The organism is Simiduia sp. 21SJ11W-1 (genome assembly GCF_024138675.1).
In the GTDB taxonomy this organism is placed as follows: Bacteria; Pseudomonadota; Gammaproteobacteria; order Pseudomonadales; family Cellvibrionaceae; genus Simiduia.
On the sequence record NZ_CP090959.1, the window covers coordinates 1,826,517 to 1,839,776 of the forward strand.

The 13,260-nt window shown below is 54.7% G+C and carries 14 protein-coding genes; all 14 read left to right on the plus strand.

What is annotated here, in order from left to right; all coding sequences use genetic code 11:
- The first annotated feature begins 96 nt into the window (after positions 1–96).
- The 14 genes from fliS (L1F30_RS08040) (at position 97) to L1F30_RS08105 (ending at position 13,135) form a co-directional block, all read left to right on the plus strand.
- On the plus strand, positions 97–489 hold the full coding sequence (gene fliS / locus L1F30_RS08040; RefSeq protein WP_253361448.1) for a flagellar export chaperone FliS: 393 nt from the start codon (positions 97–99) through the stop codon (positions 487–489).
- Positions 490–622: 133 nt separating this feature from the next.
- Entirely contained in the window at positions 623–988 is a 366-nt protein-coding gene (gene fliS, locus L1F30_RS08045) for a flagellar export chaperone FliS (protein WP_253361449.1), read from the plus strand.
- An 83-nt stretch (positions 989–1,071) separates the two neighbouring features.
- Positions 1,072–1,320 (plus strand): hypothetical protein, encoded by a 249-nt coding sequence (locus L1F30_RS08050; RefSeq protein ID WP_253361451.1) that lies wholly within the window; start codon positions 1,072–1,074, stop codon positions 1,318–1,320.
- Between the two features lie 48 nt (positions 1,321–1,368).
- On the plus strand, positions 1,369–1,764 hold the full coding sequence (gene fliS, locus L1F30_RS08055; protein ID WP_253361453.1) for a flagellar export chaperone FliS: 396 nt from the start codon (positions 1,369–1,371) through the stop codon (positions 1,762–1,764).
- A gap of 260 nt (positions 1,765–2,024) precedes the next feature.
- On the plus strand, positions 2,025–3,464 hold the full coding sequence (locus tag L1F30_RS08060; protein WP_253361455.1) for a sigma-54 dependent transcriptional regulator: 1,440 nt from the start codon (positions 2,025–2,027) through the stop codon (positions 3,462–3,464).
- A 204-nt stretch (positions 3,465–3,668) separates the two neighbouring features.
- Complete coding sequence (locus L1F30_RS08065; RefSeq protein ID WP_253361457.1) at positions 3,669–4,880, plus strand: PAS domain-containing sensor histidine kinase; 1,212 nt, start codon at positions 3,669–3,671, stop codon at positions 4,878–4,880.
- Positions 4,877–6,325 (plus strand): sigma-54 dependent transcriptional regulator, encoded by a 1,449-nt coding sequence (locus L1F30_RS08070; protein WP_253361459.1) that lies wholly within the window; start codon positions 4,877–4,879, stop codon positions 6,323–6,325. Before L1F30_RS08065 ends, L1F30_RS08070 begins: the two co-directional genes overlap by 4 nt.
- Positions 6,326–6,576: 251 nt before the next feature.
- Positions 6,577–6,768 carry a PA3496 family putative envelope integrity protein gene (locus tag L1F30_RS08075; RefSeq protein WP_253361461.1) on the plus strand — a complete coding sequence of 64 codons (192 nt, stop codon included), beginning with the start codon at positions 6,577–6,579 and terminating at the stop codon, positions 6,766–6,768.
- A 442-nt stretch (positions 6,769–7,210) separates the two neighbouring features.
- Positions 7,211–7,579 (plus strand): flagellar hook-basal body complex protein FliE, encoded by a 369-nt coding sequence (gene fliE / locus L1F30_RS08080; protein ID WP_253361463.1) that lies wholly within the window; start codon positions 7,211–7,213, stop codon positions 7,577–7,579.
- A gap of 42 nt (positions 7,580–7,621) precedes the next feature.
- A complete protein-coding gene (gene fliF, locus L1F30_RS08085) occupies positions 7,622–9,292 on the plus strand; it encodes a flagellar basal-body MS-ring/collar protein FliF (protein ID WP_253361773.1) in 1,671 nt (556 codons plus the stop codon).
- Positions 9,289–10,332, plus strand: a complete 1,044-nt coding sequence (gene fliG / locus L1F30_RS08090) for a flagellar motor switch protein FliG (protein ID WP_253361465.1) — start codon at positions 9,289–9,291, stop codon at positions 10,330–10,332. Before fliF ends, fliG begins: the two co-directional genes overlap by 4 nt.
- A 28-nt stretch (positions 10,333–10,360) precedes the next feature.
- On the plus strand, positions 10,361–11,350 hold the full coding sequence (locus L1F30_RS08095) for a FliH/SctL family protein (RefSeq protein WP_253361467.1): 990 nt from the start codon (positions 10,361–10,363) through the stop codon (positions 11,348–11,350).
- Positions 11,340–12,701 carry a flagellar protein export ATPase FliI gene (gene fliI, locus L1F30_RS08100; RefSeq protein ID WP_253361469.1) on the plus strand — a complete coding sequence of 454 codons (1,362 nt, stop codon included), beginning with the start codon at positions 11,340–11,342 and terminating at the stop codon, positions 12,699–12,701. The genes L1F30_RS08095 and fliI overlap by 11 nt, the downstream gene beginning before the upstream one ends.
- Positions 12,698–13,135, plus strand: coding sequence for a flagellar export protein FliJ (locus L1F30_RS08105; protein WP_253361471.1), 438 nt, complete (start codon positions 12,698–12,700; stop codon positions 13,133–13,135). The genes fliI and L1F30_RS08105 overlap by 4 nt, the downstream gene beginning before the upstream one ends.
- Positions 13,136–13,260 lie beyond the last annotated feature (125 nt).

Sequence of the window (13,260 nt, forward strand, 5' to 3'; positions counted from 1 at the left end):
AATGTTACCGCAACGCCGATAACCTAATAGCTGCAAGGCGGGCAAAAAGCCTGTGTTGTAAACAGTAGCAAGCGTTGTTAAAAGGTAGGATTCAGCATGACTTATCGAACCAGTGTTAATGCCTATACCCAGGTTGGTAATGAAACTTCTGTGGCCGCGGCCGATTCCCACCGTTTAATTGAACTGCTGTACGAAGGCGCCTTGTCGCGTATTGCACAAGCCAAGGGCGCCTTGCGCCAGGGCCGCATTGACATTCGCGGTGCAAAGGTTTCCCACGCCATCAACATAGTGCTGGGTTTGCGCGATGCTTTAAACCCCGCTCAGGGGGCCGAACTTGCCGCCAATCTTGATGCCCTCTACGACTATATTCAGCGCCTGCTGATGGATGCCCATCGCGAGGGTGCAGAGGCAAAGCTCGATGAAGCCAGCAAACTGTTGGGTGAACTGTCTGCCGCCTGGAAGGAAATCGGCGCAAAAAGAACGCTCTAAATAGCACTTAATCGAACCCTTCTAATGCCCCGGTTTTCTTGCGGGGCTCTCATGGGTGCAAGTTGGCATAATCTTCGCAGTGTTTGTTAAAGAGTGACTACTGATCATTTTTTGACATTTAGAGGATAGTGCGATGTCGTTAGCCGCAACCCGTGCCGCCGAACAAATGGCTGCCGCGCCACAAGATCTTTCCCCTCACAAGGTTATTGCTTTGCTGCTAGACGGTGCGCTAGAGCGCATCGGCCAAGCCAAGCAGAGCCTGAAAGCCGGTAATGCCCAAGAGTTCGACATTCTTTTGCTGAAAACTGTGGGCATTGTAAATGGCCTGCGTGCCAGCCTTGATTTTGAGCAGGGCGGTGACATCGCCACAAATCTGGATGCCGTTTACGATTACGTAGGCGCCAAGCTCATGGAAAAGAAAAACGAAGATGCATTGGAAGAGGCGCAAAAGCTACTGGCAGAAATAAAACAGGGCTGGGATGCCATTGAACCTGCCTAGTGTTTTGCATTGCTTTTAATGCTTAAGTAATGCCGGCATGAGCCGATACCCTGAAGACGATCAAGCAGTTTCAGGAGTAGCTCATGTCACTTGTACCTCATTCACAGTTGCGTTTAGTGCGCGTAAGAAAAGCCCTTGAAGCCGCCTTGGCCGCGCAAGACTGGCAGCAGTTGCGAAGCCTTGATATTGAGCTGATGGAAGCGCTGGACGCCGCCAGTGATGACCCGGCGCGCCACCCTGAAACCCTGCTAACAGAGCTTGCGGTGATTGTAGATCTCTACAAAGATGTGGTGTTAAGCAACGATTTGCACCGCAGAACCAGCGGCATTTAACCCTGGCCGGTGCTATGGTTAGTGGGTTAATTATTCAGGAGCGTACCGATGCAACACCGCAAAGGTGGCGATGCCTACAAGCAGCTGCATATGGAATCTATTGTTGCAGATGCCAGCCCCCACAAGCTGATTACCTTGCTTTTTAGCCAGACCCGCGCGCAGCTGAAATCGGCATTGGTGGCCCATCAGGCCAACAATACCGGTGTGCGCCGCGAGGCCATTCACCGGGCCGTAGAATGCCTTTCGGGGCTGCGTGAAGCGCTCAATTTCGAGGTTGAATCAGATTTGCCGCACAATCTCCATAAGCTGTATTTGTATATGCAGCAAAGCCTGATTGCCTGCCAGCGGGAATTTTCAGAAGCCAAGGTGGTAGAGATCTTAAGCCTGCTAGAAACCCTGGCCGATGCCTGGGCCCAAATAGACGATGCCGCAACCGGGCCCTAGCCTGCCTTCCTGCAAGCGCGCTAACCGCCATAATTCAGGCGGTTAGAACCAATCCCCCCAATACACGTCAATTTCTAGACGAAATCGATCCAAGTCTTAACCGCCAAAGGTTTGACCACCGGCAGTCTTTTGACTATTACTTGAATTACTGAGGCGTTTTGTTGACTCCAATCACAAAATGCTCCGTGAATTGGGGTCACCTACGGGTGATGATTGCCAACGGATTGCAGTAATCCATAGGTGTACATTGGGAAATCCAAATGCTTTTAGAACCCATCAAAATTCTGGTTGTAGACGATAACGCCGAACGCCGTCGCGACCTAAAAGTCATACTCGACTTCATGGGCGAATCTGCCCTATCGGTAGATACCAGCCACTGGGAAGAAGAGGCAGATCTTGCCGATGCGGCCCATCGCTACAGCGCGGTTTTTCTGGGCGAGAATAAAGATAACCCCTCACTGCTGTCGCGTTTGCAGCGCATTCACAATTGGGATCAAGGCCTGCCGGTGGTGTTGGTGGGCCAAGAGCCAGAGCTGCCGGAAGATTGTAACCCCTATTTAAAACACAAGATCATTGGCCTGGTGCCCGCGCACCCCACCTATAACCAGCTGCTTGACTTATTGCACCGGGCGCAACGCTTTCGCCAAATGCTCAGCCGCAATGCAAAAGTTGGGGTTAAGGGTACGCCGCATTTGTTCCGAAGCCTGGTAGGCAGTACCGATGCCATGGATAAAATGCGCGAGATGATGAGCCGCGTGGCAGATAAAGACGTCACCGTATTGATAACCGGCGAATCCGGTACCGGCAAAGAAGTGGTAGCGCGCAACCTGCACAACCATTCAGATCGCCGCGATCAACCCTTTGTGCCGGTTAATTGTGGCGCAATTCCCGCAGAACTTTTAGAGAGTGAGCTCTTTGGCCATGAAAAGGGCGCGTTTACCGGCGCCATAGGTTCGCGCGCCGGGCGCTTTGAAATGGCCGAAGGCGGCACCCTGTTTCTAGATGAAATAGGTGATATGCCCTTAAATATGCAAGTGAAAATTCTGCGCGTATTGCAAGAGCGCTGCTTTGAGCGGGTGGGTAGTAATAAATCCCAGCCCACCAACGTGCGTATTATTGCAGCTACCCACCGCAATCTTGAATCAATGATTACCGAGGGCGAATTCCGCGAAGATCTTTACTACCGCCTTAATGTCTTTCCCATTGAAGTGCCGGCATTGCGCGAGCGCGCTGAAGACATACCCATGCTTATTGCCGAGCTGGTATCGCGCATGGAGGCCGAAAAACGCGGCAGCGTAAGGTTTAACTCCAATGCAATTTTGTCGCTCACCCGGCACGAGTGGTCTGGCAACGTGCGAGAACTTGCCAATCTTGTGGAGCGTATGGCGATTTTGCACCCAAGTTCGGTGGTGGGTGCGCAGGATTTACCGGCCAAATACCAGCATGTGGCCGCCGAGGAGCAAGCCGCTTTTGAGGCGTTGGTAGAGCAGGGCACACAACCTGTAATAAAAGTTGGCGAAAGCCCCTTGCTGCCAGACCAAGGCATAGACTTAAAGGAATATCTCACCAATTTGGAGTGCAGCCTAATTCAACAGGCCCTAGACGACACCAACGGCGTGGTTGCCCGCGCCGCCGACAGGCTTGCCATAAGGCGTACCACCCTCGTTGAAAAAATGCGTAAATACGGCTTAAGCCGTTAAGCCTTTCAACCAATAATTCAGCATATCTTGGGCCGTAAGGCCCATTTTTTTGTGCAGGCTGTTGAGGGCGCGCGCGTTTAAAGGCATAACTTCAAGTACAGTCGGCAAACTTTTGCCGCGGGCCATCATTTTTGGCACCGGCTTTGCAATAACCCTGTGTAACGTCATTTTGTTGTTTTTTTGACACTTAAACAGGGTAGCGCCATGGGCCAAACCGCCAGTGCATTCGAAACAGGGCCGGAACTCACAGATCCCCAGGGGTTGAAGTCTGCCTTTGAAATGTTCAACCAGATGTCCGCCCAACTGGCAGACTCCTACGACGCCCTGCAAACCCGTGTCAATCAACTGAACCAAGAGCTGTCTGCGGTCTCGGCCGAGCGCTACCGGGAACTGGCCAAGAAAGAAGAGTTGGCAAACCGGTTGGAAACGCTGCTAAATGTGCTGCCCGGCGGTGTCATCGTGTTGGATGCCAAAGGGCGTGTCACCCAGGCAAACCCTGCCAGCCGTGAAATGCTTTCAGAGCCATTAATCAATTGCAGCTGGCGCCAAATTATTGAACGTAACTTTGCGCCCAAGGCAGATGATGGCCACGAGGTATCCACTCTGGATGGCCGTCGCTACTCCATCGCCACGCGTTCATTGGATGACGACGGGCAGATTATTTTACTCACCGATCAAACGGAAACCCGCCATTTGCAGGCGCAGTTAAGTCGCCACGAGCGGCTGTCGTCTATGGGGAAAATGGTGGCCGCCCTGGCACACCAAATTCGTACGCCACTGTCTGCTGCACTGTTGTACTGCGGGCATCTGGAGCAGGCGGCCACCGAGCCTGAACGCACGGCGGCTTGTGCCAAAAAAATTTACGGGCGCCTGATGCACATGGAGCGGCAAGTAAAAGACATGCTGTTTTTCGTGCGCGGCGATCTGCCGGTAGAGGATGTATTGCTACTGGGCGAATTCAAAAATCAGCTGGCCGAGGCGCTGGATGCATCCTTTAGCCGCGCGGGCGTGCAGTGCCAATGGCGTATTGAAAAGGCCGATCAAACCATTCGTGTAAATAAAGATGCATTAATTGGCGCGATTCAAAATCTGGTTGATAACGCCATTCAGGCAGCCGGTGGTGCCCTGAACCTCGCCATAGTAATGGAGCCCTTTGTGAATAACGCACTGGCTATCAGTGTTGTGGATAACGGCCCGGGCCTGCCTGAGGCCATAGCCGATTCTGTGTGTGATTTGTTTGTCACCAGCAAACCGCAAGGCACGGGCCTTGGGTTGGCGGTGGTACAACAAGTGGCCAAAGCCCATGGCGGCAAGTTTGTGATCCGCTCTATGGCCGGTAAAGGTACGCGCGCCACATTATTGATTCCTGTATTTACCGGCCGCACCTCGGCCCAACCCCTGGAGAAATCTGCATGAGCTCAGCCCACGCCCTACAAGCCCTCGCTCAACCCACCTCGGGCGCACGGATACTGGTAGTTGAAGACGACAACGACCTTCGAGAAGCCATTGCCGATACCTTGTCTTACGCAGGATTTGATACCCACGCGGTAAACTCTGCCGAGGCCGCCATTGCCTATCTTTCCGAGGGCAACAGCGTGGCCATGGTGGTATCGGATATCAACATGGGCAAACTTTCCGGCCACGACTTGTTGCGTCACGTGCGCGCCCACCACCCGCAAACGCCGGTTCTACTGGTTACCGCCTACGGCAGTATTGCCGATTCCGTAGACGCCATCCGCGAAGGCGCGGTAGATTATTTGGTGAAGCCTTTCGAGCCTCAGGAGCTCGTCACCCTGGCCTGCCGCTACGCCACCCATGAATCCCACACAGGTGACGAGCCGGTGGCAGAAGCGCCCAACAGCCGGCAGCTCTTGCAGCTGGCAGAGCGGGTTGCCCAATCAGATTCCACGGTATTGATTTTGGGGGAATCCGGCACAGGTAAAGAAGTGCTTGCGCGCTATATTCACGAACATTCAACCCGCAAAGATCAGCCTTTTGTAGCCATTAACTGTGCGGCCATTCCCGAAAATATGCTCGAAGCTGTGCTGTTTGGCCATGAAAAGGGCGCATACACCGGCGCCCATGCAGCCAGCCCTGGCAAGTTTGAGCAGGCCAATGGCGGTACCTTGCTGTTGGATGAAATTTCAGAAATGGCCCTTGGTCTGCAGGCCAAGTTGTTGCGCGTGTTACAAGAGCGCGAGGTAGAGCGCCTTGGCGGGCGCAAGCTTATCAAGCTGGATGTGCGGGTAATCGCCACGTCTAACCGCGGCATGCGCGAAGAAGTGGCAGAGGGTCGCTTTCGCGAAGACCTTTACTACCGCCTGAGTGTATTGCCCCTGCAGTGGCAACCCCTGCGTGAGCGCCGCGAAGACATAGCGCCGCTGGCCCAGCGGCTGCTGGCACGCCACGCCAAGCGTCAAGGGCGCAAAGGCGTGCAGTTAAGCGAGCACGCACAAGCCTCACTCGAGCAATACCCGTGGCCTGGCAATGTGCGTGAGCTTGATAACGTCATGCAGCGTGCGTTAATTCTTCAGCCCGGCAATTGCATTGAGGCGCAAGACCTGGGCCTGGAATTTGGCCTGGGCACCCAGGCAGGCCACGCAAGTGTTGCGCAAGGGCGCACGCCCACGGGTGGGTTAGATGTTGCCAAGCCGTTGATTTCCGATGGCCTGTTGGGCGATGACCTCAAGCAACGTGAATTTCAGGTAATTGTAGAAACCCTGAAGCAAAGCCACGGCAGCCGCAAAGACACCGCAGCCAAGCTGGGTATCAGCGCGCGCACCCTGCGCTACAAGGTGGCCCGTTTGAAAGAAGACGGCCTGGATGTAGATGCCGCTTGGAAGGGCTTGCCCTACGCGTGAGCCTTGCCGGGCTCAGCGAACCGGGCCCTTTGGGGCCAATGTTCAGCCCCTGATTTACCGCTCAGACGTGCTGTAAAAACCTCTCACAAAACTATTGACCGCCTGCCTCAGTCCGTATTATTTTCCGCAACATGCCAAGGCCCAAACGAACTCTGTGTTCGGGCGGCTTTGGTTTATAACCAATAAGCGCAATATTTAGCCCTTATTCGGGTTTTGATAACCAGATCTTATTTCATACAGTGGGGTAGCTTATGTCTGGTATTGAACTGTCTGTGGGTTTCGACGATTCAGACGACCTTTATTTATCAGATTCAGACGATGATCAAGTGGAGACCAAGGTGGCTGCGCACACCATAGATCCACGCCGTCGACTGGAAGAGCGTTTGGAAGAAATGCGGCTTAAGCGCGAATTGCGCGAGCTGGATCTCGATTTTAAAATTTAGCCCCTGTGCGCCGTCTTGGCGGCGCGCGTTACTGTGCCGGGTACGCATTTGGCCGGGCGCGTAATCTGGCAGGGCGCTTAGTTTTTCAGAGCGCCTGTTTGGCAGTGCCTTTTGTAGCCTTATTTTTTCAGGCCTTCTCCGAACCTCCCGTGTGTTGCTAACCGCTTTTCAGCGCCTGTTTACTTCCCCTTTGTTGTGTTTCGCTGCCGTCAAAAGGCTGTGTACCCACGCGCTTGTTATTTTCTGCCTGAACCGCCTGCAGGTTTGCCCCCAGCAAACACAATTTGCTGCGCGCATTTGGGTATTTTCATTTTCCGAACCCCCGAAAATCTTTGGGCGGCAATTAATGGCCACCTGGCAGCAATAATTGGCCTGCATGTTGCAGTAACCCAATGCAAGGGCACTTTTGTCGCTAACAGTCAAAATTCCGTCGGTGAAGAATATGGTAGATCGGGTTGATATTAATCGCTTATTGGTTGAAATGCGGGCGATAAAACAGCAGGCCATGCCGCCGCAAGCCAACGGCATAGATGCCGTAAACCCGCGCATCAAGCCGGGTACCGTGGTGGGTGCAACCGAGCCCACGGTTGATAAATTCGGCGATCTATTCACCCAGGCTATAGACAAAGTAAACAGCCTGCAGCAAGAGAGCTCGGCCATGGCCAAGGCTTATGAAGCGGGTGAGCCGGGTGTGGATATCACCGATGTGATGATTGCCTCGCAAAAGTCCAGCGTATCGTTTCAGGCCATGGTGCAAGTGCGCAACAAATTGGTAGATGCCTACCGCGACGTTATGAACATGCCCGTTTAAGTGCTTAGGAGTTAACGGAAAATGGCCTCTACAGCTGCGGACATGAGCGACGATATTTCAACCGGTCGCGACAAGCCCACCAACGATTTGGTGGAGGGCTTTAACAATTTAAACCTGGTGCGCCAAGCGGGCCTGATGGTGGGTTTGGCAGCCAGCGTGGCCATTGGCTTTGCCGTGGTGCTCTGGACGCAAGGTGAAGATTACCGGCCGCTGTACGGTAGTTTAGATCGCCTTGATAGCAGTGAAGTTACCCAGATTCTTGAACACAACGACATCGTATTTAAAGTCGATGGCAGCACCGGCGCGCTGTTGGTTGCCGCCGATCAAATTCATACCGCGCGCCTAAAACTTGCAGAGGCCGGTATTCCCGGCGATAAATCCGTAGGCTTTGAGTTGTTGGATCAAGAGCAGCCCTTGGGCACCAGCCAGTTTATGGAGGGTACCCGCTATCACCGCAGCCTTGAAGGCGAGCTTGCGCGCACCATCACCAGTATTAATGCCGTGCGCTCTGCGCGTGTGCATCTCGCCATACCCAAGGCGTCTGTATTTATTCGCGATGCAAGAAAACCCACGGCCTCGGTTTTTGTGGAGTTGTTTCCGGGGCGAATGGTCAAGCCCGAACACGTGAAAGCCATGGCGAACCTGGTGGCATCCAGCATTCCCGAGCTCAAAATCGAAGATGTCACCATTGTGGATCAGCGTGGCAACTTGTTGAGCCAGGGCGATGAAGATCTGGAACTTGTTATGGCCGGCAAGCAGCGCGCCTATACCCGTAAAATGGAAGACGATCTGGTTGCCCGCATCAACAGTATTCTTGAGCCCATTGTGGGCGCCGGCAAATATCGCGCAGAAGTGGCGGCCGAAGTGGATTTTACCCAGGTCGAGCAGGCCGATGAGATTTTCAACCCCGATCTGCCCGCAGTGCGCAGCGAGCAAACCGTAGATGAAACCCAAGTGGGCAGCGCAATTGCGGCCGGCATTCCGGGAGCCTTGCCCAATCAGCCACCCAATGATGGCGCCGCACCCGAGCAGGCAGGCCCCGGTGGCAATGGCGAAGGCGGCACGACACCGCGGCGCGCCACCAAGCAGGCTACGCGCAATTACGAGTTGGATAGAACCGTCAGTTATACCAAGCACCAACTGGGCAAGCTTAAAAGACTTACCGTTGCAGTAGTGGTAGACGATAAGATGGTGCCAGGCGCGGAGGGCGAGCAGCGTCAGGTGTGGAGCGAAAACGAGCTTGAACGCCTGGCCATACTGGTGCGCGACGCCGTAGGTTATTCCGCCGCGCGCGGCGATAGCGTCAATGTATTGAACTCGCCGTTTCTGGGTGTAGAAGATGTAGTGCTCACCGAACCCGAGTTGTGGGAGCAAGAGTGGTTTTTGAATTTGGCCAAGCAAATTGTTGGGCTAATTATTGTGCTGGTGTTAATTACCGGGCTGTTGCGGCCGGTATTAAAAAGTTTGGCGGTGTCTGGCCAGAAGGCGAAAGAGCTTGAAAATGCCAAAGAAATGGCAGCACTGGAAGAAGCAGGCCTCAGCGGCTTTGAAAATCTTTCCGATGAAACTGTAACCCTCACTGGCGGCGACGGTTTGGCGCTGCCAAGCCCAGAGGAAAGCTACGAGCAGCAAATCAATATTATCAAGGGCCTTGTGGCAGAAGATCCGGGCCGCGTTGCACAGGTAATCAAGCGCTGGGTAAATGAAGAATGAGCAATGAAAAAGCGGTAGACAAAGCCCAGGCAGACAAAAAGCCCGAGCTTAAAATGTCCAAGGTGGACCAAGCGGCCATCTTGCTCATGTCTATGGGCGAAGCCGATGCTGCTCAGGTGTTAAAACACATGGGCCCCAAAGAAGTGCAGCGCGTGGGTACATCCATGTCGCACTTGAACAACATCCAGCAATTTGAAGTTGAAGCTGTGATCTCCAATTTTTTGGAAGAAGTGCGCACCCTGACTGGCCTGGGAATGGGGGCTGATGGTTACATCCGCAATATGTTGGTGAGTGCGCTTGGTGAAGACAAGGCCAACGGTTTGATTGACCGCATTTTACTCGGCGGTAACACCACAGGCCTTGATACCCTCAAGTGGATGGAGTCGCGCTCGGTTGCCGATATTATTCGCAACGAGCACCCGCAAATCCAGGCCATTGTGCTGGCCTACCTCGATAGTGATCAATCCGCTGAAATTATGGGTTACTTCCCCGACAAGGTGCGGCTCGACATCATGATGCGTGTGGCATCGCTCGATACCGTTCAACCCAGTGCGCTACAAGAGCTGAACGACATTCTAGAGAAGCAGTTCTCAGGCAATGCCGGTTCGCAAACCAAGGCCATGGGCGGCGTGAAAGTGGCGGCGGAAATCATGAACAACCTCGATAGCTCCATTGAGGCAGACCTTATGGAATCTATCAAAGAGGTGGACGAAGATCTGGGTACCCAGATTCAGGATCTCATGTTTGTATTTGATAACCTGCGCGATGTGGATGACCGCGGCATTCAGGCACTCTTGCGCGAGGTGTCTTCTGAAATATTAATTGTCGCCCTCAAAGGTGCCGATGAAGCCCTGCAGGAAAAAATCTTCAAGAATATGTCTAAGCGCGCGGCAGAACTCCTGCGCGATGATTTGGAGGCCAAGGGGCCGGTGCGTGTTTCAGAAGTGGAGGGCGCGCAAAAAGAAATACTTACCATTGCAAGGCGCATGGCCGATGCCGGTGAAATTATGCTCGGCGGCGGTGGCGAACAAATGATGTAATGGCGCAATTATCCGGATTTTTTACCCTATGAGCGGCGCCTCAAAAAATTACATTCCTGCAGATCAGGCGGCGGCCGCCACCACCTGGCTATTGCCGGATATTGGTGACGGTACACCCATTCCCAGCGCTGAAAAAGAAGCCCGTGAACTGCAGGCACAAGCCGAGGCTGCGGCAAAAGAAGTGGTGGAAGAAGTAGCGCCGCAGGCGTTACCTACGGCCGATGAAATTGAAGCCGTGTTTGAAGCCGCCCGCAAAGAAGGTTTTGATGCCGGCCACACAGAGGGCATGTTGGCGGGTACCGAAGAGGGCCAAAAATTGGGTGCCGAGCGCGCCTATGCACAAGCAACAGAAGACATTGAGCGTTTAAAAACCCAACTGCAAAGTTTAATTGCAGAGCTTGAAGGGCCCTCCCGGCAACACTTGGGTGCGTTGCAAAAACTGTTGGTTGAAATGCTGGCGCGCCTGGCCCAAAAACTTGTGCTCACCGAACTCGCCACGCCTTCCCCCCATATTGAAAACCTGGTGCAAGCCTGCCTCGCCCAATTGCCTGCCTTGCAAAGTGGTGCTAAACCGCGGGTGACACTGCACCCGGACGACCTTGCATATTTACACGGCGAATCCATGATTTCAGACATGCTGTCGCGCTGTGACTGGGTGGCAGATAAAACAATTAGCCCCGGTGGCTGCAAAGTAGACACGCCCTCAAGCCACCTTGATGCGCAGCTGGAAACCCGGCTCAACGAAGTGTTAGATGCCTTTGAACAGGGCCAGCTGGGCGATGCAGAAGGCAGCACCTTTGATGACCCGGCCTTTGAGGATGAAGAGCGCGATGGGGCAGACGTTAGCACTGCAGCCCAAGCGAGCGCTCAGGGCGAGGCAGCCGGGCCAAAGCCCGGCGCTGGTGTGGGCGCAGAGCCTCGTGTTCAACCCGCTGATCAGCCAAATGCCAATTCCAATCCTGAACAGGATGCCAGCCAAGAACCCCCGCAGCCCGGTGACCCAGACGATGTGGAATGAGTTGACCGCCCAGCTAAAAACCCTGGGCCCGGCAGATAACAGCCCCTACTTGCCGCCTGTAGAGGGTAGCCTCACCCGCGTGGTGGGTATGACGCTTGAAGCAGAGGGTATAGATGTCACCATTGGTCAGGCTTGTGAGCTGATTACGCCAGCAGGCCCGGTGGCTGCCGAGGTGGTTGGGTTTAGCGGAAACAAAGCCTACCTGATGCCCATGGCCAAGGTGGCCAATTTGCGTGTGGGTACCCGCGTGCGGCCGGCCCGTCACGGCGCCGGTATCTGGGTGGGCGAGGGCTTGCTCGGGCGGGTGATTAACGCCATGGGGCAACCCTTGGATAGGCGCGGCCCGCTCACACGCGTGAAGGTTTCCGAGCTGGGCCAGCAGGCTATCAACCCTCTGGACAGGCACCCCATTAGTGAGCCTTTGGATGTGGGTATTCGAGCGATCAACGGCCTGCTTACCGTGGGCAAGGGCCAGCGCATTGGCCTGTTTGCAGGCAGCGGCGTGGGCAAAAGCGTATTGCTTGGCATGATGACCCGCTTCACCAAAGCGGATGTAGTGGTGGTGGGCCTGGTGGGTGAACGCGGGCGGGAGGTCAAGGAATTTGTTGATCATATCCTTGGCGAAGAGGGTTTGCGCAGGGCGGTGGTGGTGGCATCACCGGCAGACGATGCGCCCCTGCAGCGCCTGCGGGCTTCGCACCTGGCAACAGAAATTGCGGAATATTTTCGCGATCAAGGTAAAAACGTGTTGCTGCTGATGGATTCCCTAACGCGCTACGCCCAGGCCCAGCGTGAAATTGCGCTCGCAATCGGAGAGCCGCCGGCCACAAGGGGCTACCCGCCCTCAGTGTTTGCCATGCTGCCCCAATTGGTAGAGCGCGCCGGTAACGGTGCAGAAGGGGGCGGTTCAATTACGGCCTTTTACACGGTACTCACCGAAGGTGACGACCTGCAAGACCCGATCGCCGATTCGGCCAGAGCCATTCTAGATGGCCACATTGTGCTGTCTCGCAAGCTTGCCGATGAAGGCCTGTACCCGGCCATTGATGTAGAGGCCTCCATCAGCCGGGTGATGCCCAATGTGGTGACGCCTGTGCACCTGCAGCTGGCCCAGCGCTTCAAAGGCCTTCAAGCCACCTACACACAAAACAAAGATCTGGTGAGTATTGGCGCCTACCAGAAGGGCGCAGACGCCGAGCTCGACCAGGCCATAGAGCGCCAGCCCAAGCTCAAAGGCTATATCCGGCAATCTTTGGGTGAGGCTGTGAGTTTTAACGATGCAAATCGCGCACTGCTGCAGGTTATGCAAGATCAGCCCAGCCCCGAAGGCCCCGCCGCTAATCGGCCATGAACACCCAGCTTAAGCGCGCACAATTACTCATTAAACTTGCCAAGCGCAAAGAAGAGCAGGCCGGTGCGGTATTGGCCGAGTGGCGTGAACGGGTGGCAACCCAGCGGCACCAGCTTACCGAGCTTGCCGGTTATCAGAAGGCCTACCTGGCCGCTGCAGGTGAGGCCAGCCAAACGGTGCACCAGCTGCAGGCGAATCGGCAGTTTTTGTCGCAGCTAGACGGCGTGATCAGCGAGCAACGCCTGCGCATGCAGCAGCTGGAGCAGCAATTCGAGCACTATTGCCGCCAATGGCAGGGCCTGCACCAGCGCCGCAAAGTACTTGAAGACTATCGCGAGCGGTTGGACCTCTCGGCCCAAAAAGCCCTGAATAAGATGTGGGATAAACTTTGCGATGAACTCGCCGCACGCCCTGATGCGCCACAAAATCGCTAGTTGGCCACATTATTTGACTGGATTGCTGGCATTAGTCAGCTTAGGCAATTACCTTATAGCCAAGCCAAAGTATTTCCCGTGTGCCTAATCGGCGCGGATTATAATGAGCTATGCTTAGGCTGCAG